The sequence below is a fragment of the Brevundimonas sp. MEB006b genome (assembly GCF_030209705.1).
Classification (GTDB): Bacteria; Pseudomonadota; Alphaproteobacteria; order Caulobacterales; family Caulobacteraceae; genus Brevundimonas.
Genome location: NZ_JARVRL010000005.1, coordinates 35,747 through 58,673, shown reverse-complemented (window position 1 = coordinate 58,673; position 22,927 = coordinate 35,747). Strand labels below are relative to the sequence as shown.

At 66.4% G+C, this 22,927-nt stretch carries 26 protein-coding genes; 11 read left to right on the top strand and 15 right to left on the bottom strand.

What is annotated here, in order from left to right; genetic code table 11:
• Positions 1–4 precede the first annotated feature (4 nt).
• From QRN13_RS06670 to QRN13_RS06660, 3 genes are read left to right on the top strand one after another with little or no spacing between them, the layout of a single operon-like run.
• Entirely contained in the window at positions 5–1,096 is a 1,092-nt protein-coding gene (locus QRN13_RS06670) for a GmrSD restriction endonuclease domain-containing protein (protein ID WP_284877309.1), read from the top strand.
• Between the two features lie 49 nt (positions 1,097–1,145).
• Entirely contained in the window at positions 1,146–1,697 is a 552-nt protein-coding gene (locus tag QRN13_RS06665; protein WP_284877308.1) for a hypothetical protein, read from the top strand.
• The gene (locus QRN13_RS06660; RefSeq protein WP_284877307.1) at positions 1,694–2,152 is read left to right on the top strand and encodes a low molecular weight protein-tyrosine-phosphatase; all 459 of its coding nucleotides are present in this window, start codon (positions 1,694–1,696) and stop codon (positions 2,150–2,152) included. The genes QRN13_RS06665 and QRN13_RS06660 overlap by 4 nt, the downstream gene beginning before the upstream one ends.
• Before the next feature lie 37 nt (positions 2,153–2,189).
• Here QRN13_RS06660 and rsmD read toward each other — a convergent pair whose 3' ends face one another.
• Genes rsmD through QRN13_RS06640 form a run of 4 tightly spaced genes read right to left on the bottom strand, consistent with a single transcriptional unit; the run spans position 2,190 to position 5,411 of the window.
• Positions 2,190–2,765, bottom strand: coding sequence for a 16S rRNA (guanine(966)-N(2))-methyltransferase RsmD (rsmD, locus tag QRN13_RS06655; protein ID WP_284877306.1), 576 nt, complete (start codon positions 2,763–2,765; stop codon positions 2,190–2,192).
• A complete protein-coding gene (locus tag QRN13_RS06650) occupies positions 2,765–3,409 on the bottom strand; it encodes a TMEM175 family protein (protein WP_271040891.1) in 645 nt (214 codons plus the stop codon). The genes rsmD and QRN13_RS06650 overlap by 1 nt, the downstream gene beginning before the upstream one ends.
• A 29-nt stretch (positions 3,410–3,438) precedes the next feature.
• Positions 3,439–3,849 carry a GFA family protein gene (locus tag QRN13_RS06645; RefSeq protein WP_066551267.1) on the bottom strand — a complete coding sequence of 137 codons (411 nt, stop codon included), beginning with the start codon at positions 3,847–3,849 and terminating at the stop codon, positions 3,439–3,441.
• A 23-nt stretch (positions 3,850–3,872) separates the two neighbouring features.
• Positions 3,873–5,411: a pseudouridine synthase gene (locus QRN13_RS06640; protein ID WP_284877305.1), complete on the bottom strand. Its 1,539-nt coding sequence runs from the start codon at positions 5,409–5,411 to the stop codon at positions 3,873–3,875.
• A gap of 12 nt (positions 5,412–5,423) precedes the next feature.
• On the opposite strand from QRN13_RS06640, the gene tadA reads away from it, so the two are divergent.
• From tadA to QRN13_RS06625, 3 genes are read left to right on the top strand one after another with little or no spacing between them, the layout of a single operon-like run.
• A complete protein-coding gene (gene tadA, locus QRN13_RS06635) occupies positions 5,424–5,882 on the top strand; it encodes a tRNA adenosine(34) deaminase TadA (protein ID WP_271040888.1) in 459 nt (152 codons plus the stop codon).
• A 50-nt stretch (positions 5,883–5,932) separates the two neighbouring features.
• Positions 5,933–6,358, top strand: a complete 426-nt coding sequence (locus tag QRN13_RS06630) for an MliC family protein (protein WP_082464998.1) — start codon at positions 5,933–5,935, stop codon at positions 6,356–6,358.
• Positions 6,359–6,398: 40 nt separating this feature from the next.
• Entirely contained in the window at positions 6,399–7,445 is a 1,047-nt protein-coding gene (locus QRN13_RS06625; protein ID WP_284877304.1) for an NAD(P)H-dependent flavin oxidoreductase, read from the top strand.
• On the opposite strand, the gene QRN13_RS06620 is transcribed toward QRN13_RS06625, so the two are convergent.
• From QRN13_RS06620 to QRN13_RS06610, 3 genes are read right to left on the bottom strand one after another with little or no spacing between them, the layout of a single operon-like run.
• The gene (locus QRN13_RS06620; RefSeq protein WP_284877735.1) at positions 7,442–8,029 is read right to left on the bottom strand and encodes a GNAT family N-acetyltransferase; all 588 of its coding nucleotides are present in this window, start codon (positions 8,027–8,029) and stop codon (positions 7,442–7,444) included. The genes QRN13_RS06625 and QRN13_RS06620 overlap by 4 nt on opposite strands.
• Positions 8,029–9,135, bottom strand: coding sequence for a 3-dehydroquinate synthase (aroB, locus tag QRN13_RS06615; RefSeq protein ID WP_284877303.1), 1,107 nt, complete (start codon positions 9,133–9,135; stop codon positions 8,029–8,031). Before aroB ends, QRN13_RS06620 begins: the two co-directional genes overlap by 1 nt.
• Positions 9,132–9,698: a shikimate kinase gene (locus QRN13_RS06610; protein ID WP_284877302.1), complete on the bottom strand. Its 567-nt coding sequence runs from the start codon at positions 9,696–9,698 to the stop codon at positions 9,132–9,134. The genes aroB and QRN13_RS06610 overlap by 4 nt, the downstream gene beginning before the upstream one ends.
• A 125-nt stretch (positions 9,699–9,823) precedes the next feature.
• Between QRN13_RS06610 and QRN13_RS06605 the strand changes: the two genes are divergently transcribed.
• The 4 genes from QRN13_RS06605 to QRN13_RS06590 all read left to right on the top strand — a co-directional run bounded on the left by QRN13_RS06605 (position 9,824) and on the right by QRN13_RS06590 (position 12,945).
• On the top strand, positions 9,824–10,744 hold the full coding sequence (locus tag QRN13_RS06605; RefSeq protein WP_284877301.1) for a site-specific tyrosine recombinase XerD: 921 nt from the start codon (positions 9,824–9,826) through the stop codon (positions 10,742–10,744).
• 90 nt (positions 10,745–10,834) lie between these two features.
• The gene (locus tag QRN13_RS06600; protein WP_284877300.1) at positions 10,835–11,782 is read left to right on the top strand and encodes an acetyl-CoA carboxylase carboxyltransferase subunit alpha; all 948 of its coding nucleotides are present in this window, start codon (positions 10,835–10,837) and stop codon (positions 11,780–11,782) included.
• 135 nt (positions 11,783–11,917) lie between these two features.
• A complete protein-coding gene (locus QRN13_RS06595; protein ID WP_039247653.1) occupies positions 11,918–12,469 on the top strand; it encodes a response regulator in 552 nt (183 codons plus the stop codon).
• Entirely contained in the window at positions 12,466–12,945 is a 480-nt protein-coding gene (locus QRN13_RS06590; protein ID WP_045811695.1) for a hypothetical protein, read from the top strand. The genes QRN13_RS06595 and QRN13_RS06590 overlap by 4 nt, the downstream gene beginning before the upstream one ends.
• Here the strand turns inward: QRN13_RS06590 and QRN13_RS06585 are convergent.
• From QRN13_RS06585 to QRN13_RS06555, 7 genes are all read right to left on the bottom strand, one after another.
• Positions 12,930–14,780: an ABCB family ABC transporter ATP-binding protein/permease gene (locus QRN13_RS06585; protein ID WP_284877734.1), complete on the bottom strand. Its 1,851-nt coding sequence runs from the start codon at positions 14,778–14,780 to the stop codon at positions 12,930–12,932. The genes QRN13_RS06590 and QRN13_RS06585 overlap by 16 nt on opposite strands.
• 110 nt (positions 14,781–14,890) lie before the next feature.
• Positions 14,891–15,907, bottom strand: coding sequence for a threonine aldolase family protein (locus tag QRN13_RS06580; RefSeq protein WP_284877299.1), 1,017 nt, complete (start codon positions 15,905–15,907; stop codon positions 14,891–14,893).
• Positions 15,907–16,860 carry a mechanosensitive ion channel family protein gene (locus tag QRN13_RS06575; protein WP_284877298.1) on the bottom strand — a complete coding sequence of 318 codons (954 nt, stop codon included), beginning with the start codon at positions 16,858–16,860 and terminating at the stop codon, positions 15,907–15,909. The genes QRN13_RS06580 and QRN13_RS06575 overlap by 1 nt, the downstream gene beginning before the upstream one ends.
• A 52-nt stretch (positions 16,861–16,912) precedes the next feature.
• On the bottom strand, positions 16,913–18,601 hold the full coding sequence (locus tag QRN13_RS06570) for a cisplatin damage response ATP-dependent DNA ligase (RefSeq protein ID WP_284877297.1): 1,689 nt from the start codon (positions 18,599–18,601) through the stop codon (positions 16,913–16,915).
• 98 nt (positions 18,602–18,699) lie between these two features.
• A complete protein-coding gene (locus QRN13_RS06565; RefSeq protein ID WP_284877296.1) occupies positions 18,700–19,194 on the bottom strand; it encodes an RcnB family protein in 495 nt (164 codons plus the stop codon).
• Between the two features lie 124 nt (positions 19,195–19,318).
• Positions 19,319–21,136: a response regulator gene (locus QRN13_RS06560; protein WP_284877295.1), complete on the bottom strand. Its 1,818-nt coding sequence runs from the start codon at positions 21,134–21,136 to the stop codon at positions 19,319–19,321.
• Positions 21,137–21,216: 80 nt separating this feature from the next.
• Positions 21,217–21,513, bottom strand: coding sequence for a BolA family protein (locus QRN13_RS06555; protein ID WP_284877294.1), 297 nt, complete (start codon positions 21,511–21,513; stop codon positions 21,217–21,219).
• Between the two features lie 45 nt (positions 21,514–21,558).
• Between QRN13_RS06555 and QRN13_RS06550 the strand changes: the two genes are divergently transcribed.
• Entirely contained in the window at positions 21,559–22,227 is a 669-nt protein-coding gene (locus QRN13_RS06550; protein ID WP_017506027.1) for a J domain-containing protein, read from the top strand.
• 4 nt (positions 22,228–22,231) lie between these two features.
• On the opposite strand, the gene QRN13_RS06545 is transcribed toward QRN13_RS06550, so the two are convergent.
• On the bottom strand, positions 22,232–22,909 hold the full coding sequence (locus QRN13_RS06545; RefSeq protein WP_284877293.1) for an SDR family oxidoreductase: 678 nt from the start codon (positions 22,907–22,909) through the stop codon (positions 22,232–22,234).
• Between the last annotated feature and the right edge of the window lie 18 nt (positions 22,910–22,927).

The following is a 22,927-nucleotide window of genomic DNA, read 5'->3' as shown; positions in this document are numbered from 1 at the left end:
CGAGATGGCGGGCTTTTTACAAATTGCACGAACCGAATTTACTGTAGCCCAGTACATCGGATGGATGCGGAGCGGCGAGCTAGAGTTAAATCCAAATTTTCAACGCCGCTCAGTATGGAAGCCGCCTGCAAAATCGTATTTTATTGACACCGTAGTTCGCGGCTTACCGATTCCGATTATATTTCTTAGAGAGCGAACGGACTTAAATACACTCCGAACACTCAGAGAAGTCGTTGACGGTCAGCAACGATTACGCACATTATTTAGCTATATCGCCCCTGACTTAGTGCCCGGCTTTGTCGTCGATCGTGACGGATTCACGGTCAGCAAAGTTCACAACAGCGACATTGGAGGCCTAGCGTTCGGCGAGCTCTCAGCTTCGCTACGTGAGCAAATCATATCATATCAAATCAGCACTCATGTACTTCCCGCAAGTACATCAGATGCAGAAGTTCTAGATATGTTTAGAAGGATGAATGCCAGCGGCGTAAAGCTAAATGCGCAAGAACTGAGGAATGCAAAATTCTTTGGTCACTTCTCTCAAACATCAAAAACTCTATCTACATCATACCTAGAGACCTGGAGAAACTGGCGCATATTCAACGAGTCTGATTTCGCTCGGATGAAGGAAGTCGAATTCGTTAGCGAACTTCTCATGCTGACCGAAAGAGGAATTCAAGAGAAAACCCAACCATCCATCGACGCCACCTATAAGCGTCTAGATAATGATTGGGCCGAAATGCCATTCATCTTATCTGCATTCGAAGAAACGATGAACACAATATCTTCGTTTGCTGGAGGATATATCGCTCGAAGCGCATTCCGCAATTCGGCAGTGTTTTACTCGCTGTTTGCCGCCCTTCTAGATTTGAGATTTGGCCCAGTTGTCAATCGGACCCGCCGCCGTGAAAATCTGCCACAACGGCCTGACCTAGAAGACCGCCTTAGAAGCATCTCTCGAGCACTGGACGCTCGCGATCAACTGCCTCCCGAAGTGCAAGCGGCGCTGAACAGCCGTTCAAATCGCGCTAGAAATCGGACTGTTGTCCGAGACTACATCCACGCGGGTCTGACCACCAATGCCGGACCCAATTGACAACTTGAGAGCCCAGTACGGAGTTCTGGGGCAAACAATAGACAGTGCGTTGAAGAGAATAGGAACTAAGGGTGCCGATGCAAATCAAGAGGGCGTCGTCATTCAGGGCGCTTATCTCTTTGGAGTTCGAGCGTTCGAATATTTTATAGAAAGTCAGATGGTTCACCTATGCAACCCATCGACGAACTGGGGACCGAAGTTAGTAAACGGAAAAACAAGAAGATTTGTTCGCAAGGTATCTGAATCTAACCCTAATCGAGTAAAAACTGTCCTCTTAATGGGTTCATCTTACGCCGATTACCTTCCATATGATCGAACAGAGAAGAGAGCTGATGCTTTATTTGCTAGGGGAAGACCATTCTCTCTACTCGAGCCAAAGCACAAGGAAGTCATCAAGCGCGCATTCACAACACGAAACCTCATCGCGCACGAGAGTGATCACTCTTTGAAGGCTTTTAAAAAAGTCGTCTGCTCGCGTTATCCTCTGACGCCGGACCGTCGCAACGCCGCAGGGTACCTATTGCATGAAGCTATCAAGGGCCTCCCTATGGCAAAGCAAGATTTGGCGGGGCTTTTTGACGCTGCGACGTTTCTGTCTTGAAGACGCCCTCCATCCTCTTCGTCTGCCTTGGCAACATCTGTCGCTCGCCCCTCGCTGAGGCCGCCCTGCGCGCCGAGGCGGAACGGCTGCGCCTCGATCTGATCGTCGATTCCGCCGGGACCGGGGATTGGCATGCGGGCGAGGCGCCGGACCCGAGGGCGCAGGCGACGGCGCGGCGCCATGGGGTCGAGATTTCGGGGTTGAAGGCGCGGCAGGTGACGCAGGCGGACTTTCGCCGCTTCACCCATGTGATCGCCCTGGACCACGACAACTTGGCCAATCTGCGCCGCCTCGCCCCCGCCGATGCGACCGCCGAACTCAGCCTGCTGCTCGACCACGTCCCCGGCCGCGAGGGTCAGGCCGTCGCCGACCCCTATTTCGGCGACGACGACGGGTTCGAGATCACCTGGGCCGAGGTGACGGCGGCGGCGCGCGGCCTGGCCGCCAAACTGTAACCCTCCCCTCTCCCGTTGGGAGACGGGCAGCATCGCCTCACTCTGCTGTCGGCGAAACCTTCAGGAACAGCACCCTGGCTGCGCCATAGTCGCGCGCGTCCAGCCGCTGATAGCCGGGGGTGTCGATCTCCGGCTCGTCCGACCCGCGCTCAAACACCACAAGGGCGCCGGGCTTGAGCCAGCTTCCCTCGATCAGCCGCGCCAGCGTCTGCTCCCCCAGCCCCTTGCCATAGGGCGGGTCCAGAAACGCCAGGTCGAACGCCTCGGCGATCGGGCCGGGCCGCACGCCCAGGTCCGTCGCGCTCCTGCGATGCACCCGCGTGCGCCCCATCAGCCCATAGGCGTCGGCGTTCTCGCGGATCGCGCCGCGCGCGCCGTCGTCCGTCTCGACGAACAGGCAGAAGCCCGCGCCCCGACTGACCGCCTCGAACCCCAGGGCGCCCGACCCGGCGTACAGGTCGATGACCCGCAAGCCTTGAAGGCTCTCGCCCCAGGCGGCGTGTTCCAGCACGTTGAATAAGGCCTGGCGCGCACGGTCCGAGGTCGGGCGCGTGCCCTGCCCCTCCGGCGCGACAATGGCCCGGCCCTTCAGGCTGCCCGCGACGATCCGCATCAGGCGGCTCCGCCAAAGCGGCGTCCGACCCACACCCGGCCGGCGATCAGCAGACCCAGCGCCAGCGCCGTCACGGCCGCCAGCAGCCCGACACCCCGCGCCATCAGAAAGAAGCTCAGCGCGCAGGCCAGCCCCGGCATCAGGGCATGGGTCACGACCACCGTGGCGCGCACCGCCCAATGCGGTCGCGGCCGGATCGCATCGGTGACGAAGGCAGCCCAGCCATAGGCGCCGGCGTGCATGACGCCGACCAGCGCCACCAGGCTCAGATAGATCCATGCCCCCTCGCCGTTGCGCGGCTGTTCGTAGAGCAGGGTCGTGGCGAACGGCATCAACACCACCCCGGCCAAGGCCAACATGTTGAACAGCATCACCCCGTTGCTGAAGCCGGTCATGCGGGCGAACACCCGCCGGTGCGTGTTCCAGAAGACGCCGATGATGGCGAAGCTGAGCGCAAAGGCGGTGAACATCGGCCACCGTTCGGCCCACAGGCTGGCCCACTGTCCGTTCCAGCCTTCGGGCACATGCAGTTCGATGGCCAGCAGGGTGATGGCGATGGCGAACACCCCGTCCGAGAACAGCAGCAGCCGTTCCAGGCTGTGATCGCCCTTCGCCGGGCTCAGATCCGCTGTCGTCGTCGTCATCGCCATTCCCCCTGTCGCAACCCTTGTCGTCAATCCTGCGGCGGCGCGAACTGCGCCCACAGCTCGTCCGTCGTCAGGCGCGGCCGCTCGCCCGCCAGCGCATAGGTCGCCGGCTTGCTCTCGATGCAGAACTCGTCCTCAAGGGCGAAGACCGACGGATCGTCGAACGCCTGGGCCGAGACCATGGTGATCGCCCCGTCGTTGGATCGCCAGAACAGGCCCGTCCCGCAGGCGGGACAGAACTGCCGCGTCGCCCAGTCGGACGACACATAGGTCGCCACCTCGCCCGTGACCGCGACGCTGTCGCCGCAGTCCACGCTGAACAGGATGCCGCCCGACTGCCGCCGACAGGTCGGGCAGTGGCAGGCGTGCATCCCGCCGTTCGGCGTCGCGGTGAAGGTGACGGCGCCGCACAGGCACCGCCCGGTCGAGATCGTCATCGCTCAGTCCTCGGCGGCGAGCCTCAGCGGGGCGTGCGCGGCTTGCCGCCTGGCCCGCGTCCGCTCGTTCCGGACGGACCGGCCGGTTTGCCGCCGCCTGTGCGAGGTTTGAAGTCGCGGCCGCCGGCCGGCTTTCCGCCGGGACCGCCTACGCGGGGGCCGGAGCCGGCGCGTCCCGCCGGCTTGGCGCCGGGCTTGCCGCGCCGGTCGTCGATGAACTGGTCGTCGCGCGGCTTGAAGGCGCGTTTTGGCCGATCTCCATCCTCACGCGCCGGACGATCACCGGCGGGCGCGGTGCGTTCGCGCGGCTTGAAGCTCTTGGAATGCTCGAACTTGGGCGCGGCCTTGGCCCAGCCTTCCTTCTTGGGCGGACGCTCGCGGCGCTCGACCGCGTCCGCCTGGGCCGTCTCGGCGGCGCGAACGCGGCTGGGCTTGCGCGACGGGTCCGACATGGCCGAACCCGACCGGCCCTTGACGATGGGCGTGGAGACCCGACGGCCGGGGATGGGCGCGGGCGTCTCGACCGTATTGCCGGTCGGCAGGTTCTCGGGCCGGATATAGTCGGCCAGCAGCTCGCGGATCACGCGCGGCCCGACCTCTTCCACCGAGCCGATGGGCAGGACGTCGAGGCGGAACGGGCCGTAGGCCAGGCGGATCAGCCGGTTAACCGTCAGGCCGACGGACTCCAGCACCTTCCTGACTTCGCGGTTCTTGCCCTCGGTGATCGACACCGAGATCCACAGGTTCGCCGGCGCCTTGCCGTCTTCGGACTTCGACTCCTTGGCCTTGTCCAGCTTGGCCTCGATGGGACCATAGGCGACGCCGTCCACGACCACGCCGTCCTTCAGCGCGTCCAGCTGTTCCTGGGTGATCTTGCCCCGCGCCCGCGCCCGGTACTGACGCACCAGCGAGGTCGAGGGCAGCTCCAGCGCCCGGCTCAGCTCGCCGTCGTTGGTCAGCAGCAGCAGGCCTTCGGTCGCCAGGTCCAGCCGCCCGACCGAGATCACGCGCGGCAAGCCGGCCGGCAGGGCGTCGAACACCGTCGGTCGTCCCGTCGGATCGCTGTGGCTGGTCAAAAGGCCCGCCGGCTTGTGATAGCGCCAGACCCGCGTCGCCTGGGTCGAACCGATGGGCTTGCCGTCCACGGTGATCACGTCGTCGCGCGTCACCAGGGTCGCGGGCGTGTCCAGGATGCGGCCGTTGACCGCCACCTTGCCCAGGCCGATCAGACGCTCGACCTCACGGCGCGAGGCGATGCCGGCGCGGGCCATGGTCTTGGCGATTCGCTCAGCGCGCAGAGGCGTGTCCGGCGTCTTGGACTTGCCGTCCTTGCCGCCCCCATCGCTGCGCGGCTTGTCGGTGCGGGGCCGGTCGCTGCGTGGGCTGTCGGCCTTGTCGCCGAACCGCTTGGCGCCGTCTTCGCGAGGGCCGCGCGGCTTGTCGCCGAATGATCTCGTCCCGTCGCCGCTCTTGCGGGGACCGGAGGATTTAAAGGGCCGGGGCGACCGTTCGTCTTGACGGGCGCGGGGCTTCTTGTCGTTGTCGTCTGTATGGCGGACCATGATGAGCGGTTCATGCGCATGGCGCTGGACCAAGCGCAAGCGGCGGCGGACGCAGGAGAGGTGCCCGTGGGCGCAATTCTTGTCGATCCCGCCTCAGGTGAGGTAATTTCGACCGGCGCCAATGGTCCGATTGCAGCTCGCGACCCCACCGCCCATGCCGAGATCGTCGCCATGCGGCGCGCGGCGACGGCGCTGGACAACTATCGCCTTACCGGCCTGACCCTCTATGTGACGCTGGAGCCCTGCGCCATGTGCGCCGGGGCCATCAGCCACGCCCGCATCGGCCGCGTGGTCTGGGCCGCCGACGATCCCAAGGGCGGCGCCGTCATCCACGGCCCGCGTCTGTTCGAACAACCCACCTGCCACTGGCGCCCGACCACGGACTCAGGCCTTCTGGCGGGCGAGGCGTCGTCGCTGCTCAAATCCTTCTTCCGTCAAAGACGGGGAACGGCGACAGGCGGCGCACGTTAGAACGCCGCGAAAAGCTGCGCCGTTGGGCGGGGCCGTGGAGGGAAAAGACCTTGTTCAAGCCGGATCTGCCGCAGTCGATCGTGTTCAGCGGCTTGGCCGCCCTGGCCCTCCTCACCGCCTGCGGCGCCGATCCCGACAAGGCTCCGCGCACCGGCGACGAGGTCAAGGAACGCGCCATCCAGGCCCAGACCGCCCGCCAACGCACGGGCGCCGAAATCCAGGACCGCACCCTGAACCGCGTCGTCCACACCGTTTATCTGTGCGATAATGGCGAGCGTCTGTCAGTCGACTTCGACAACCCGCGCCAGATGGCCACCATCCGCAACTCGTCCGGCGAGGCCATCGACCTGTACCAAGAACGCGCCGCCGACGGCATCTGGTATCGCGCCTCCAACGTCGAACTGCGCGGCAAGGGCGTTTTGGCCACCTGGTCTGTCGAGGGTCGCCAGCCGACGGAATGCCGCGCAGTCGACTGATCGCGTTGCGAGAGGTGGCGCGGCTGCATACGTCAACCTCATGTCCCTGATCGAACAGCTCGGCCTGACCGCTCCGACCATCCAGGCGCCGATGGCCGGCGTCTCGACGCCCCGAATGGCCGCCGCCATTTGCAACGCTGGCGCGCTGGGCTCCATCGCCGTTGGCGCGACGAATGCGGACGGCGCGGGCCGGATGATCGCCGAGACGCGAGCGCTGACCGACCGCCCCTTCAACGTCAATCATTTCGTCCATGCCGCGCCGCGAAGAGATAAGATCGTCGAAACGGCCTGGCTTCACGCTCTGACCCTGCAGTTCGAGGCTTTCGGCGCGACCCCGCCCGCCGGACTCGCCGCCATCTACCAAAGCTTCGCCGACGACGACGCCATGCTGTCGGCCCTGCTCGCCAATGCGCCTCGCGTAGTTAGCTTCCATTTCGGCCTGCCTGACGCCGAGCGGATTCGCGCGCTGAAACAGACCGGATGCCTGCTGCTGGCGAGCGCCACCAATCTGGACGAAGCCCTGGCCTGCAAGACAGCCGGCGTGGACGCGATCGTGGCCCAGGGCTGGGAAGCCGGCGGCCATCGCGGGATGCTCGACCCCGACGACGAGGACAGCCGCCTGGGGACGCTGGCGCTGACCCGTCTTCTGGTGATGCGCTCCGGCCTGCCAGTCATCGCTGCCGGGGGGATCATGGATGGGCGAGGCGTCCGCGCCGCCCTCGACCTCGGCGCCATCGCGGCTCAGCTCGGCACCGCCTTCATCGCCTGTCCAGAAAGCGCGGCCGACGCGGGCTATCGCGCCGCTTTGAGCAGCGACGCCGCGCACCACACCACCATGACCTGTGCCGTCTCGGGCCGCCCTGCCCGCTGCCTGCGCAATCGTTTCACCGAGTGGGGCGAGCAGACGACGGCGGTCATCCCGGACTACCCGGTCGCCTATGATGCGGGCAAGGCCCTGAACGCCGCCGCAAAGGCCGCTGGCGAGACCGGCTTCGGAGCCCAATGGGCAGGTCAGGGCGCCCCGTTGGCGCGCGCCATGCCCGCCGCCGACCTGATCGCGGCTCTGATCGAGGAGATGCGGGCCTAGACCAACGCCGCCAGTCGCCGATCCAGCCCGTCGCGCACTGAGGGCCAGTCGTCGTCGATGACGGCGAACATGGCGGTGTCGCGCGCCCGGCCAGTCCATGTGATTTTGTGCTTACGCAGGACGCCCTCGGCCTTGGCGCCTAGTTTCAGGATAGCGGCCTGGCTCTGGGCGTTGACGGCGTCTGTGATGATCTCGACCCGCACCGCGCGCGCATCGAAGGCATGCCCTAGCAACAGCCGCTTGCAGGCCGGGTTGATCGCCCCTCCCCGCGCCTCTGGCCGATAGAAGGTCGAGCCGATCTCACAGCGGCGATAGGCGGGGTTGATCTCATACAGGCTGGTCGTCCCGACCACCGCCCCGTCCGAGGCCCGCCGCACCGCATAGGCGATCCGCGTCTGCGCCTGCATCGCCGCCAGCCCACCCTTCCACCACGCCTCGAAATGATCGCCATAGGCGGGCGCCACCATGATCTCCCAGGCGTCGGGATCGCAACTCAGAGCCGCGCGGACCTCGGCTCTCAACCCGTCCTCGAACGGCTCCAGCCGCACGAACCGATCCTCCAGCGGAACCGTCGCGATCCGCATCACGCGGTCGCGCCTTCCTCGATCAGGAAGGCCCGCACCTTGGCCGCATCCACGCCCTTGGCCACGAAGGCCTGGCCCACGCCCCGCGCCAGGATCAGTGTCAGGGCCCCGCCCTCGGCCTTTTTGTCGCCCGCCATCAAGGCCAGCAGACGGTCGGCCGCGAACGATCCCGCCTGATCCAGCCGCGTCGGAAGACCCGCCGCCGCGACCACCGCCTCGACCCGCTCGACATCGGCGGCCGAACACAGCCCTTCGCGCGCCGAGTATCGGAAGGCCATGCAGCACCCGAGCGCCACCGCCTCGCCGTGCGCCAAAGCGCCTTCGTCGAAGCCGACCTCGGTTTCGATCGCATGGCCGAAGGTGTGGCCCAGGTTCAGCAGGGCGCGTCGCCCCGCCTCCTTTTCGTCCTCGCCGACCACCGCGCTCTTGATCTCGACCGAGCGGATTACCGCCCGTTCCAGCGCCGCCGCATCGCCCTTAGCGCCCGCCGCCCCCTCGCCCGCCAGCCAGTCGAAGAAGGCCGCGTCGCAGATCAGCCCGTGTTTCAGCACCTCGGCCCAGCCGGACCTCACCTGGCGTTCCGGCAGCGTGGCCAGCACGTCGATATCCGCCAGCACCAAACGCGGCTGATGGAAGGCGCCGACCAGGTTCTTGCCGCGCGGCGTATCGATGGCCGTCTTGCCGCCGACGGAAGAGTCGACCTGGGCCAGCAAAGTCGTCGGAATCTGCACGAAATCGATGCCGCGCATGAACAGGGCCGCCGCCAAACCGGCCAGATCGCCGACGACCCCGCCGCCCAAAGCGATCACCACATCCTTGCGATCCAGACCGATCTGCAGCAGCCGGTCCAGCACCCGCTCCAGCTCGGCGAAGGACTTGGAGCCCTCGCCTGCCGGCACCGCCACGATCTCGCTGGTGACGCCCGCCGCCGTCAGCGACGCGGTCAGGGCCTCGGCATGGATGCCCGCAACCGTCTCGTCGGTGACGATGACCGTCCGCCCCTTGGCCAGCGGTGCGATGTGTGCGCCGGCCTGAGCCAGCAGCCCGCGTCCCACCACGACGTCATAAGCTGCAAAAGCCCCGCCGCTGACCGGAATGATCGTCATTGCGGGATCTCCGTGCGTCGTCTCTGGCGCCAGTGTCGGCGCAGGTTCTTGTGAATGGCGTCCACCGCCTGGCCGTGCGAGCCCTGCCCGACGTCCACGGTCACATCGGCCTCGCCGTAAATGGGATAGCGGGCTTCGGCTAGGCCGGTCAGAACCTCCAGCGGATCCTTGCCGCGCAGCAGGGGCCGCGTGTCGCGCCGCGCCACCCGCTCCGCGATGACCGCCAGATCGGCCCTCAGCCAGACGGTGTCGGCCTTGGCCTTCAGCAGCGCCCGCGTCTCCGGGTTCATCATCGCCCCGCCGCCGGTCGCCAGCACGATGGGCGGCCCCTCCAGCAGGCGGCGGATCACTCGCGCCTCGCCCGCCCGGAACTCGGCCTCGCCCAGGGCGGCGAAGATTTCCGACACCGTCATCCCGGCCGCCGATTCGATCTCCACGTCCCCGTCGGCGAAGGGCAGCCGCAACCGATTGGCCAGCCGGCGTCCCACCGACGATTTGCCCACCCCCATCAGCCCGACCAGGGCTATGGTGCGGGTCGGTCCCGGATTCGCGCGCCGCCTCATCCGGCGGCTCCGGCGGAACGGTCGGTCGAGAGAAGGGCGAAGGCGGCGGCTCGGGCAGGCATGATCCAGAAAACCTCTACACCAAGCCTGACCCTGCGCCACAGGTTCGACGGCGAGTTCGCTCGATGACGCCCCAGATCGAGGCCTTTCTGGAGATGATGGCCGTCGAACGCGACGCCTCGCCCCACACCCTGTCCGCCTATGGCCGCGATCTGACGGACGCGGAGATGGCGCTGTCGGACGCCGGCGGTCTGATGAAGGCCGACGCCGAGGCGGTCGAGGGCTGGTTCGCCGACCTGTCACGACGCGGCCTGTCCGCCGCCACTGCCGCGCGGCGTCGCTCCTCCGCGCGGCAATTCTACCGCTTCGCCCTGGCCGAAGGCTGGCGCGGCGATGACCCGTCCCGACGCCTTGATGCGCCCAAACAGGGCCGGTCCCTGCCCAAGGTTCTGACCCGCGCCGAGATCGACGCCCTTCTGGCCGCCTCGGCCACCCGTGACGCGGCGGCGGGTCTGCGCCTGGTCGCCCTGGTCGAGATGGCCTACGCCTCCGGCCTGCGGGTATCCGAACTGTTGGGGCTCAAAGTCGAGGCCGTTCGGCGCGACTCCGCCTATCTGATCGTGCGCGGCAAGGGCGGCAAGGAACGGCTCGCGCCCCTGAACACCGCCGCGCGCGAGGCCATCAAGGCCTGGCTGACCGCCCGCGACGCTAAACTGAAGGGCAAGGATGGTCGCAAGCCCGAGACGCCGGACAGCCCCTGGCTGTTCCCCTCCTCCGGCCGCACCGGCCATCTGACCCCGCGGCGTTTCGCCCAACTGCTGGACGAGGCCGCGATCACGGCCGGCATCGACCCGGCCCGCGTCAGCCCCCACGTCCTGCGACACGCCTTCGCCACCCACCTGCTCGAAGGCGGCGCCGATCTGCGCGTCGTTCAGACCCTGCTGGGCCATGTCGATATCGCCACGACCCAGATCTACACCCACGTCGCCACCGATCGCCTGGCCCAGGTCGTCCAACAAAACCACCCCTTGGCGCGCGACGACTGAACCCCCGCTTGCCCGGCGGCGTTGACCTCTCTAGGTTCGCGCGCCTTCCCCAAGGGCGCTTTCGCCCGTTTGCAGTTCCCGGACGCCTTGATGGCCACGCACTATCTCGACTTCGAAAAGCCGATCGCCGATCTGGAAGCCAAGATCGAGGAGCTGTCGCTGCTGGCCGACACCTCGGGCGACATCGACCATGAGATCGAGGGCCTGCGCAAGAAGGCCGAGCAACTGCGCAGGAAGACCTACGCCGGCCTCGACCCCTGGATGAAGACCCAGGTCGCGCGCCATCCGCAGCGTCCGCACTTCATCGATTACGTCCAGAGCCTGTTCACCGACTGGAACGAACTGCACGGCGACCGCCAGTTCGGGGACGACCAGGCGATCCTGGGCGGTCTGGCCCGGTTCCGCGGCCGGCCGGTCGTCATCATGGGCCACGAAAAGGGTCACGACACTGCGACCCGCATCACTCACAACTTCGGCATGGCGCGGCCCGAGGGCTATCGCAAGGCGGTGCGCCTGATGGACATGGCCGAACAATTCGGCCTGCCGGTCCTCAGCTTCATCGACACCGCCGGCGCCTATCCAGGCCTGGGCGCCGAGGAGCGCGGCCAGGCCGAGGCCATCGCCCGCTCGACCGAGCGCTGCCTGACCCTGGGCGTGCCCTCCATCGCCACCATCACGGGCGAAGGCGGTTCGGGCGGGGCCATCGCCATCGCGGCGGCCAGCCGCGTCCTGATGCTGGAGCACTCGATCTATTCGGTCATCTCGCCCGAGGGCGCCGCCGGCATTCTGTGGCGCGACGGCGCGCGGGCCAAGGATGCGGCCATGGCGATGAAGATCACCGGCCCGGACCTGATGCAGCTGAAGATTGTGGACCGCCTGATCCAAGAGCCCGTCGGCGGCGCCCATACCGATCGCGACGCGGCCATGGCCAATGTCGGCGACGTTCTGGCCGAAGAACTGAAGGGCTTCGACGGCCTGACGCCCCAGCAGATCAAGAAGCGTCGCGCGGATCGCTTCTACGCCATCGGCGCCCTCTGACGCCCGGTCGCTTTGGCCGACCAACGTTAACGCAGCATCCACCCTCGTCTGCCAAGCTCGGCGCTTCGTTCAAGGGCATCGAGGTTTGCGACCGGCCATGAGTTCAGCGGCGCGACAGACTGGGGCCTTTGCGCCATGAGCGGCGGCGAGTCCCTGCGTGAAAGCGCCGTCTTCAATCTGGCTGGCGCGATCACGATGATCGTCGACGATTCGCCGTTTTCGCTGACGCTGACGTCCAACGCCCTGACCGGTTTCGGCATCCGCCCGACCTATGCGTGCGGCACGGGTATGGAAGCCAAGAAGCTGCTGACCGACAAACCCGTCGATCTGCTGGTCGTCGACACCGACATGCCCGACATCGACGGGTTCGAACTGGTGCGCTGGCTGCGCCGCTCCGGCCCCAATCCCAACGCCTTCACCCCCGTCATCATGACCGCCAGCCACATTCGTCGCGGGCGCGTCGCCGAGGCGCGGGACTGCGGCGCCAACTTCGTCGTCACCAAGCCCTTCAGCCCGGCGCTTCTGCTGGAGCGCATCCTGTGGGTGGCGCGCGACAGCCGGCCCTTCCTGGAGGTCGGCGACTATCTGGGCCCGGATCGCCGGTTCCGACACACCGGCTATGAAGGCGTGGAACGCCGCGCCGACATGATTCGCAAGGCGAAGGGGATGGAGAGTCTGGCCCTATGACCGTCATCACCCACACTCAGCGCAAGTCTCGCCTGGCAGAGATGCTGGATCGCCCCGGCGGTGTCAGCGTCGGGGTCGCCCTGGCCCAGGCCCGCGCCAATCTGGACGGACTTCAGGATCAGGCCCGCGCCATCATCGGCGACAATATCGCGGCCCTGCTGGCCAAGCCCGATCCGAACCTGATCGAGCCCATGCGGCTGGATCTGGCCTATTCCGCCTCAAGCCAGATCATCGATGCGGCCAGCCCGTTCGAGATGGACGACCTGTGCACGGCGGCCAAGGGCCTATGCGACCTGCTGGACGCCGCGCCGCGTCAGGGCGGTTTCGACTGGCGCATCGCCACGGTCCATGCCCAGGCGATGAAGCTGTTGCTGGCGCTGCCGCCGCAAGAGCAGGCCGCGCGGACCGCCATCCTGACGAACCTGCATGAGGTTCTGAGAAAGAAGCTGCCGACCGCCGATCAGTCGGCCATCTGAGGCGTCTTGCCGCCGCGCGTCTGTTTGCGCCACAGCGCCGCATACTCCCCGCCCTGTCGGGCTACCAGTTCGTGGTGACCGCCGCGTTCGACGACCCGCCCGGCCTTCAGCACCAGAATCTGGTCCGCATCCGCCACGGTCGACAGCCGGTGTGCGACCACCAGGGTCGTGCGGCCGTTCCTGGCCTTGCGCAGCGTCTTCTGGATCGCGGCTTCGGTGCGGCTGTCCAGGGCGCTGGTCGCCTCGTCCAGGATCAGGATGCACGGATCGGCCAGCAGGGCTCGGGCGATGCCCACCCGCTGACGTTCGCCGCCCGACAGCTTCAGTCCCCGTTCGCCGACCTTGGTCTGCATCCCGTCCGGCAAGCCGCGAATGAAGTCGGCCAGTTCCGCCGCCTCCGCGGCCGCCCACACCTGCGCCTCATCCGCCTCGGGCCGGGCGAAGGCGATGTTGGCGGCCAGGGTGTCGTTGAACAGCGCCACATCCTGAGGCACCAGCGCCACCGCCGATCGCAGCGAGGCCTGGGTCACTTCGCGCGCATCATGGCCGTCGATCAGCACGCGCCCTTCCTGCGGATCGAGCAGACGCAGCGCCAGTTTGACGATGGTGGACTTGCCCGCGCCCGATGGGCCGACCAGCGCCGTCGTGGTGCCCGGCGCGGCATAGAAGCTGACGTCCTCCAGCCCATTGGCCCGCGCGTCGTGGCGGAAGCCGACGGCCTCGAACGCTACCGACGCCCCGCGCGCATCGACCGGCCGCGGCAGGGCGACGGCGTTCGGCGCATCGGCGACCTGCGGCGTCTGTCGCGTCACCTTCAGCATCTCCTCCATGTCGATGAAGGACTGACGGATTTCCCGATAGGCGAAGCCCAGGATGTTGAGCGGCGCATATAGCGAGATCATGATCAGCACCGCCGCCGTCACATCGCCCGGCCCCATCCGACCGGCCGCCGCCTCGAATCCGGCCATCACCGCCATGACGCCCAGGCCCAGGTTCATTACCAGGGCCTGCATCCCGTTCAACATGTTCAGCGAACTGTTGGCCTTCAGCGACGCCTCGGCATAGTCGCCCAACGCGCGGTCATAAGTCTGAGCCGCGCGCGTCTCGGCGCCGAACGACTTGACCGTCTCATAGTTCAGCAGGGCGTCGACCGAGACGCCAGCGGCCTCGGAATCGGCCGCATTCATGATCCGGCGATGCTCCAACCGCCAGTTGGACATGGCGAAGGTGGCGGCGGTGTAGATGACGACCACGACCACCGCGACGGCGGCGAAGCGCCAGTCGTATTTGGCGCCCAGCACCCCGGCCGCCAGCACCAGCTCCACCCCCGTCGGAACCAAGTTGAAGGCCAGGATGCGCAGCAGGAAATCGACCGCGCGCGATCCCCGGTCCATCGTCCGCGACAGGGCGCCTGAGCGCTTGGTCTGGTGAAAATCCAGCGACAGGCTCAGCGCATGGGCGAAGGCCTCGGCCGCCGTCGCGCGCTGGGCGGCGGCGCGCACCGGCGCGAACACCACGTCGGAGATCAGGGGCGAGGCCGCCGACAGGAACCGAACAAGCGTCCAGCCGATGGCGAAGGCCGCAAAGCCCAGGCCGACGGCGGTCGCGGCACCCTGCCCCGCCGCCAGACGGTTGACCGCCGCACCCAGCACCAGCGGCGCCATGACGCCCAGCCCCTTGCCCGCCAGCGTCAGCAGGATGGCCGAGATCAGCCGCAGTTTCAGGTGCGGTGCGCCTGAACGGGCGACCAGCCGCGCAAGGTCCGCCAACGCCGTCAGCGTCGGGGGTCCGTCCGTCCTGTCCTGTGTGCTCCCTGCCTGCTGCGCCTTGACCATCGGGTCACGCCTGCCGCCGGAGCGTTCGCCTCGCATCGCCATGATGCGCATATGGAAACCCATTGCGACCGGGGAAAGGCCACGCTGGCGCGCGAACGAGGATTAGTCGCTCAGCCCAGACCGGCGACCGCCTCGATCAACTCGTCCACGGCCGCTTCCTGCGTCGCCCATGAACAGACGAAGCGCACCGAACCGTCATCGAAGGCGTAGCAGGCCCAGCCCATTTCATTCAGGCGGGCATGCGCCTCTGGCGGCATCCGCACGAAGACGGCGTTCGCCTCCACCGGATGGGCCAGGACGAAGGGCGACCGCCCCGCGATGCCCGCCGCCAGTCGCTGCGCCATCAGATTGGCATGGGCGCCGCCCGATTCCCAATCGCCGCTTTCCAGCAACCCCAGCATCGGGCCCGACAACAGACGCGTCTTGGATGACGTCTGGCCCGCTTGTTTCAGCCGATTGTCCAATCGCCGCGCCAGGCTCTTGTCGAACAGCACGATCGCCTCGGCGCAGTTGGCGCCCGCCTTGGCCCCGCCGAACACCAGCACGTCCACGCCCAGGCGCGGAATGTCCTTCAGGTCGAAACCGGCGGCGACCGCATTGGTCAGGCGCGCTCCGTCCATGTGAACGCCGTAGCCCAGCGCCTTGGCCGGTTCGATCAGGTGGCGCAGTTCTTCCTCGGTATAGACCGAGCCATATTCCGTGGCCTGGGTCAGCGACAGGGCGGCGGGCGGTTGACGATGCCCGACTTCGGGTTCGCCCAACTGCGCCTGCAACGCCAATGGATCGATCTTGCCCGAGAACCCCGGCAGTCCGATCAGGCCGACGCCGTGACCGAAGAAGCCCGGCGCGCCCGTCTCGTCGGTGCAGATGTGCGCCGCATGGTGCGCCAGCACCGCCTCATAGGGTTGGGCCAGCATCGACAGGGCGATGGCGTTGGCCGCCGTCCCACTGAAAACAAACCGCACCTCGGCGTCGGCATCCAGACGCTGGCGAATCTGGTCGACGGCGCGGGCGGTGACCTCGTCGGCGCCATAGGCGCGGGCGAATCCCTTGTTGGCGCGCACCAGGCCTTCGATGGCGCTCAGCGCCATGCCGGCGGTGTTGTCGGAGCCGAAATCGTAACGCATCAACGGTTCGTCGCCTTCAGATCGGCCGTATCGTCCTCGACCGTGCGGACGCGCACGACCGGGACCACATCTTCATCGCCATAGGGCACGGCGACCTGATGCGGGAACGGAATCTCGATCCCGGCGGCGTCCAGCGCCTCCTTGCCGCCCTGCATCAGATCGGCCTGGGTCTGCCACCAGTCGCCGACCTTGACCCAGGCGTGCAGCGTCACCTGCACCGAGCTGTCCAGCAGGCCCGTCACCCCGGTCCAGGGATGGGGATCGTGCAGCACCTTGTCGTGTGCGGCGGCCGTATCCGCCAGCACGCAACGCGCTTGGTTCAGATCGTCGCCATAGCCGACCGTGAAGTTGATCTCGATCCGGCGCGTCTGCTGGCCGGTCAGATTGGTCAGCGGGTCGCTCAGGACCTTGGAGTTCGGAATGACGATCTTGTGGTTATTGGCGTTGGAAAGTTGGGTCGTGAACAGGTCCAGTCGCTGCACCGTGCCGCTCATCCCGCCGACATCGACGACGTCGCCGACCCGGTAGGGCCGCAGCACCAGCAGCATGATCCCCGACGCCACGTTCGACAACGTGCCCTGCAACGCCAGACCTACCGCCAAGGACGCCGCGCCCAGCACGGCGATGATCGAGGTCGTCTGAACGCCTAGGCGCTGAAGCACGGCGATCATGCCGATGATGAAGACCACCACCCGCACGACCTGGACCGCGAAGCTCAGGACCGTCGGATCGTGGCGGAATCCCTTGACCCTCGACAGCGTATTGCGCGCCCCGCGCGCCGCCCATTTCGCCGCAAAGACGGTGAGGACGAAGATCAGGATGGCGATCGTCAGGTTGATCGCGAAATCACCCGCCATGTCGGTCAGCTTGGCGATCACGGCGGCATCGATCGAAACGGCCTTGCGGCCCGCGGCCACCGCGTCGGCGACTTCGTTGGAAATAGGCAGAGACATGAGGTCGGGTCTAACGCCTGACGCGACGATTGGAACCCCCGAAAGCCCGATTTCAGGCCTTTGCGATCCGCCCGCCGCCGCTTTCGATGGCGTCCAGCAGGTCCATGACATCGTCGATGGTGTTGGCCTCTCGCGCCGGCTTGTCCCAGCGAATGCGGCTGACGCGCGGAAAACGCATGGCCACGCCCGACTTGTGCCGGGTCGAGCGATTCAGCCCTTCGAAGGCGATCTCCAGCACCAGGCCGAAGTCCCGCTCGGCTCGCACCGACCGCACCGGCCCGAACCGGTCGATGGTGTGATCGCGCACGAACTTGTCGAGCTGTTTCAACTCCTCGTCGGTAAAGCCGAAATAGGCCTTGCCCACCGGCGTCAGCGGCCCTTCCGGCGTCCAGACGCCGAAGGTGTAGTCGGAATAGAAGCTGGAGCGTTTGCCGTGGCCGCGCTGGGCGTACATCAGGACGGCGTCGATGACGTGCGGGTCGCGCTTCCATTTGAACCACGGCCCCTTGGGTCGCCCCGCCAGATAGGGGCTGTCCCAGCGTTTCAGCATCAGCCCCTCGGCCGCCGCCCCGACCGGCGGATTGGCCCGCAGCCGCGCCAACTGATCCCAATCGGCGTAATCGACCACCGGCGACAGGTGCAGTCGTTCGCCGGTATGACCATTGACCAGGGCCTCTAAGCGCGACCGGCGCTCGCGCAGCGGCAGGCCACGCAGATCCTCGCCGTCCTGGGCCAGCAGGTCATAGGCGACGACCGCCGCCGGGAAGGCCTGCATCGCCTTGGCGTCGACCGACTTGCGATTCAGCCGCTGCTGAAGGTCCCCGAACGGCGCGACCGCCCCGTCGCGCCAGACGATCAGCTCGCCATCGATCGCGCCCTGAAACGCCAGGGCCTCCATCACATCGGGAAAGGCGGCTGAAATCTCGTCGCCCGTGCGCGAATAGAGCTTGCGGACCTCGCCCTCCAGCACAGCCTGCACCCGAATGCCGTCCCACTTCCATTCGGCCGCATAGTCGGCCGGCGACAATTTGGGCAGGTCGACCGCTTCATCGATGGCGACCGCCAGCATGACGGGTCGGAAACGGCCGGGCGCATCCGGGCTGGGCCGCTCCGCCCTGCCCTCCAGCCAGGCGAACAGGTCGGCGTAGGGCGGCTCCACCGCGTGCCAGACCTCCTCGATGGCCGAGGCGTCCAACGCCTCCAGCGTCATCTGCGCCTCGTCGCCCTCCGGCGAAGGCGGCGCCATCACCGCGTCCGGGCGCATGATGGCCGCCGCCGTCTTGGCCAGCCGCGCCGACAGCCCCACGCGCAAGGCCCCGGTCATCAGCTTCAGCAGCGCCCAGCGCCCTTTCGGCTCCAGCGCATCGAGCCAGCCTTCCAGAAGACCGCGCACCTCCGTCCGCGTCGCGGTCCTTAGCGCCTCGACGACCTCGGCCAATTCGGGCTCGCGGTTTGGCCGATGGTCCGGGGTCACGGGCCAGATCAGGGCCACCGTCTCCGCCAGATCCCCCACATAGTCGTAGGACCAGCCGAACAGCACGCTGTCGACCCGCCCCTCGACCGCCTTTCGGATCATGGCCGGCTTGGCCGCGTCGAACGTCAGGTCGCCGGTCAGGGCCGCCAGCGCCCATCCCCGATCGGGATCAGGCGTCGCCCTCAGATAATCGCGCACCAGCACCAGCTTGGCGTTGCGCGAAGCCGTCAGGGACAGGCGGTCCAGTAGCTCGGCGAAGGCGCGCATCGTCATCCATCTTGGGCGCCGGAAGCGTCGCCGTCCTCTTCAGAACGAAAAACGCCCCGGAGGTTTCCCTCCGGGGCGCATCTCAAATCCTCAGCAGATCAGTTGAACAATCCGGCGATCACGGCGGTGATCAGGCCGCCGGCGACGGCGGCGAGCACCACGTCATTACCGCTGCGGACGTATTGGTAGCCACGGGGCGGGGCACGCAGGCCATAGCGGTTGTAGTCATTCACCACATAGGCGTTGGTCCGGTAGTAGGATGGCATCCGCTGACCATAGCTCCAGGTCCGAACCGCATAGCCGCGCGGCGGCACATAGCGCGGGGCATTGTAACGACGTTCCGCACGCTGCCAGCGCTCATAGGCGCGTTGCTGCTCGCGATAGTCGCGACGATCCTCACGCAGCTCGCGGCGGTAGTCGCGGCGATCCTGGCGATAGTCCCGACGATCGTAGTGGTCAGGACCCGGACCATGACGTGCGGCGGGACCATGCGGACCGTGGGGCGGCATGGGTTGGGCCGACGCTGCGCCAGCAGCGCCCAGCGCGCCGGCGGCCATGACCGAAGCGATTGCGGTGGTCAGGATCTTTTTCATGATCGTGTCTCCATCTGCGCCGAAGAACGTCGGCTTGGATGCAGTTATGGATCACGGCGACTGAGGCGCACCTGAACCGGCGTCATCGGCCCAGGTTCATGTCGGGAACACAGGATCGCCGCAATCAGGCGGCGACGGAGGCCTCCGACGACGGTAGCGCCATTTGCGCAACTGCCTCGCGACCCCCGCCGACGCGACCCATCAGGGCGGCCAGGGCGCCGAAATCGATCGGCTTGTTCAAATAGGCGTCGGCGCCGGCCTGAAGACCGGCCTCGTGATCCTCATGACGCGCCGAGGCGGACAGGACCACAATGGGAGTGCCGGCGTTCTGGCCGCCTTCGCGGATGATGCGCGTTGCGGTCAGTCCGTCCATCACCGGCATGTTCACGTCCATGATGATCAGGTCGAACGGCTGATCCTTGGCGATATCGACCGCGACCTGACCGTTCTCGGCCGTCGAAGTGACGTGGCTGGCCGAGCTCATCCAGGCCTCCAGGATCATGCGGTTCACCGGATGATCCTCGACCACCAGGACGCGCAGCGATTCGCCGCCTTCAATCTCGGCATGAACCTCGGCCGCCGCGACGGGCTTGGCCCATTCCACGACCTCGGCCTCGATTTCCAGGGTGAAGCACGAGCCCTCGGCGAGCTTGGACGTCACGGTGATGTCGCCGCCCATGATGTTGGCCATGCGTCGCGCGATGGTCAGGCCCAGACCCGTCCCGCCAAAGCGCCGCGTCGACGAGGTGTCGACCTGGGTGAACGGCATGAACAGCCGCTCCAGATCGGCGGCCGCAATGCCCGCACCGCTGTCTTGGACGACAAATTCAAACCGCACGCGCTGATCCGAAATGCGGTGGCCCCGCACGAGATAGTGGATTTCGCCGGCCTCGGTGAACTTGACCGCATTGGACAACAGATTCTGCACCACCTGACAGACGCGCAGCGGATCGCCGCGCACCACCGTCGGGATGTCGCCTTCCACGGTCGTGACGAACGTCAGGCCCTTGGCTTCGGCCTGGGCTTCGAAGGGGCCGGTGATGCGCTTGTTCAGACCGTCGACGGCGACATCGACGACCTCGAAGTTCATCTTGCCGGCCTCGATCTTGGTCATGTCGAGGATGTCGTTCAGCAGCGACAACAGATTGTCGCCGGAGTTGCGGATGATCGACAGATATTCGCGCTGCGTCGTCTCCAGTCGCGTCGCGCTGAGCAGTTGGGCCGCGCCCAGCACGCCGTTCATGGGGGTGCGCAGTTCGTGCGAGATCACGCCCAGGAAGTTCGACTTGGCGTCATTGGCGGCATTGGCCTTGTCGCGGGCCGCTTCCAGTTCCTCGATCAGATGCGCCTGGTGCGACTGGAAGGCCCGGATGCGGTCTTCGCGCAGCAAGGTCATGGTCACCAGCACGAACAGACCCGCCGCCGTAAACGGCAGGACCGCCAGCATCGACCAGAAGACGTTGGTGCCCCACAGGCTGAACAGAATGATCGTCGCGGCCGCACCGTAGGGCGAAGAGATGATCAGGGCCTGACGCGGCGAGCTGCGAAGCTGAGCGAAGACCAGCACATAGCCGGAAATCAGCAGGGCAAGGGCCAGGGGCCGTCCGAACTCGGTGGGCGAGAACCACGCCATCAGAGGCGCTATGGCCCAGGCGCCGGTCGTCACCGTAGCCACGATAGGGAAGATCACGCCCCAGTTGGTGCCGACGCGATGGCTCAGACGATGCTCGACCAGTCCCCGCAGCGACCCAGCCGCCAGGGTGCCGCCGAACCACAGGAGCGCCGGCCACAGGCCCACCGTGCCCAGCAGGCCCACGGCCCAGGATGTGATGATCATGTAGCGAAGATACTGGGTCTGCAGAATGGCCGTCAGGGCCTGGGCTGCGTCGCCGGCGCGCTGATCGCCTTCGAGCGCCCTCGCGACGCCATCGGATTCCACCATAAGCCCAGATCCCCACGTTCTGTTTGGTCGAATGACGCTAAGACGAAGGTTCTAAGACGATGTGAACGCAGTTCTCTCGCTCAACTCGCCTCCTCCGGCGTCAGCGCCTTGATCGAAAGAGCGTGGACCGGTCCGGCCATCTCGTCCTTCAAGAGGGCGTTGACCGCGCGCTGTCGCGCCAGCCGCGTCTGCCCCTGGAAAGCGGCGGACACGATCACCAGATTGAAATGGCTTTCGCCGTCAGGCTTGGCGTCCATTCCGCCTTCATGATGATGTCCGGCGTGGCGCCAGCTATCGTCTTCGACCTCCAGACGCAAGGGCGACAGCCCCGCCGTCAGTTTTGCACGAATAATCGTCGCCACCGGGCCTTCAGACATGATCGATTCCTTGATGCTGTCCCAATCGCGCTTACACTTCGGCTGATGTCCGCCTCCTTTCAATACAAGCCGCGCTTCACCGACATTCGGGTGAAGCCGCCCAAGCCAGAGGAAGAGGCGGCGAAAGCCGACGTGCTTCACCTGAAGCCGGGCGAAAAGCCTTGCCAGTGGCCCGACTGTCGCCGGGCCGCCGCCGCCAAGGCGCCCAAGTCGCGCGAGCGGCTGAACGACTTCTACGAGTTCTGCCAGCCGCACGCCGGCGAATACAACAAAGGCTGGAACTTCTACGCCGGCATGAGCGAAGGCCAGATCCGCGCCGCCCAGGAAAACGAGGCCATGACCGGCGGGCGCCCGACCTGGGAGATGCAGGCCGGCAAGTTCACACGCGAGGCCGCCGCCTTCGCCGCCAAGATGGGCACCTCGAACACCACCGGCGCCGGCTCATGGCGCGACAGCTTCGGCCTTTTCGGTCGCAAGGGCGATCAGGCGCCGCAGTCCGCGACCGAGGACCGCCGCATCGGCAAGCTGGAACGCGCCGCCTTGGCCGACCTCGATCTGGATCCGGGCGCCGACAAGGCGAAGATCAAGGCTCAGTATCACGAGCTGCTGAAGCGGTTTCACCCCGACACCAACAGCGGCGACCGCAGCGCCGAGGCCAAGCTGCAACGCGTGATCAAGGCGTGGAAGACGCTGAAAAAGGCCGGTCTGGCCTGACAGCCTAATCGGCGTAGATCATCTTGCGTGTCATGCCGCCGTCCACGGTCAGCACCTGGCCCGTCACGAAACTCGCTTCGGCGAGATAGAGCACAGCACCGGCGATATCCTCGGCGCGGCCGACGCGGCCGACCGGGTGCTGTTCGTGATCGACAGAACGCAGATCCTCGCCATACGAAATCCAGCCGGGCGCAATGGCATTCACGCGGATTCGAGGGCTTTCGCTGATCGCCAGGGCGTGTGTCAGGGCGAACAGCGCACCCTTGGACGCCGCATAGGCCTCGGTGTGCGGCTCGGACATGAAGGCGCGCGTCGAGATCATGTTCACGATGGCGCCGCCCTCGTTCAGCATCGGAATGGCGGCGCGGCTCATCAAAAAGGCGCCGTTCAGATGGCTGTCGATGGTCTTGCGCCAGTCCGCCAGCGACAGTTCAGCCAGCGGGCCGCTTACCGGGTCGGCGATGCCCCCGTTGTTGACCAGCAGGTCCAGCGACGACCAGCCCAGCGTCTCAAACGCTTGTTTGACCGAGTCCTCATCACCCAAATCGCAGTCGATATGACGCGCTTCGCCCTCTCCCGGCTTCAGGTCGAAGGAGGCGACTTCCCATCCGTTGGCCAGCAAGGCCTTACAGACGCCCGTTCCGATCAGGCCCGATCCGCCCGTGACAATCGCTTTTTTCATGGTCGGGAAACCGGCGAC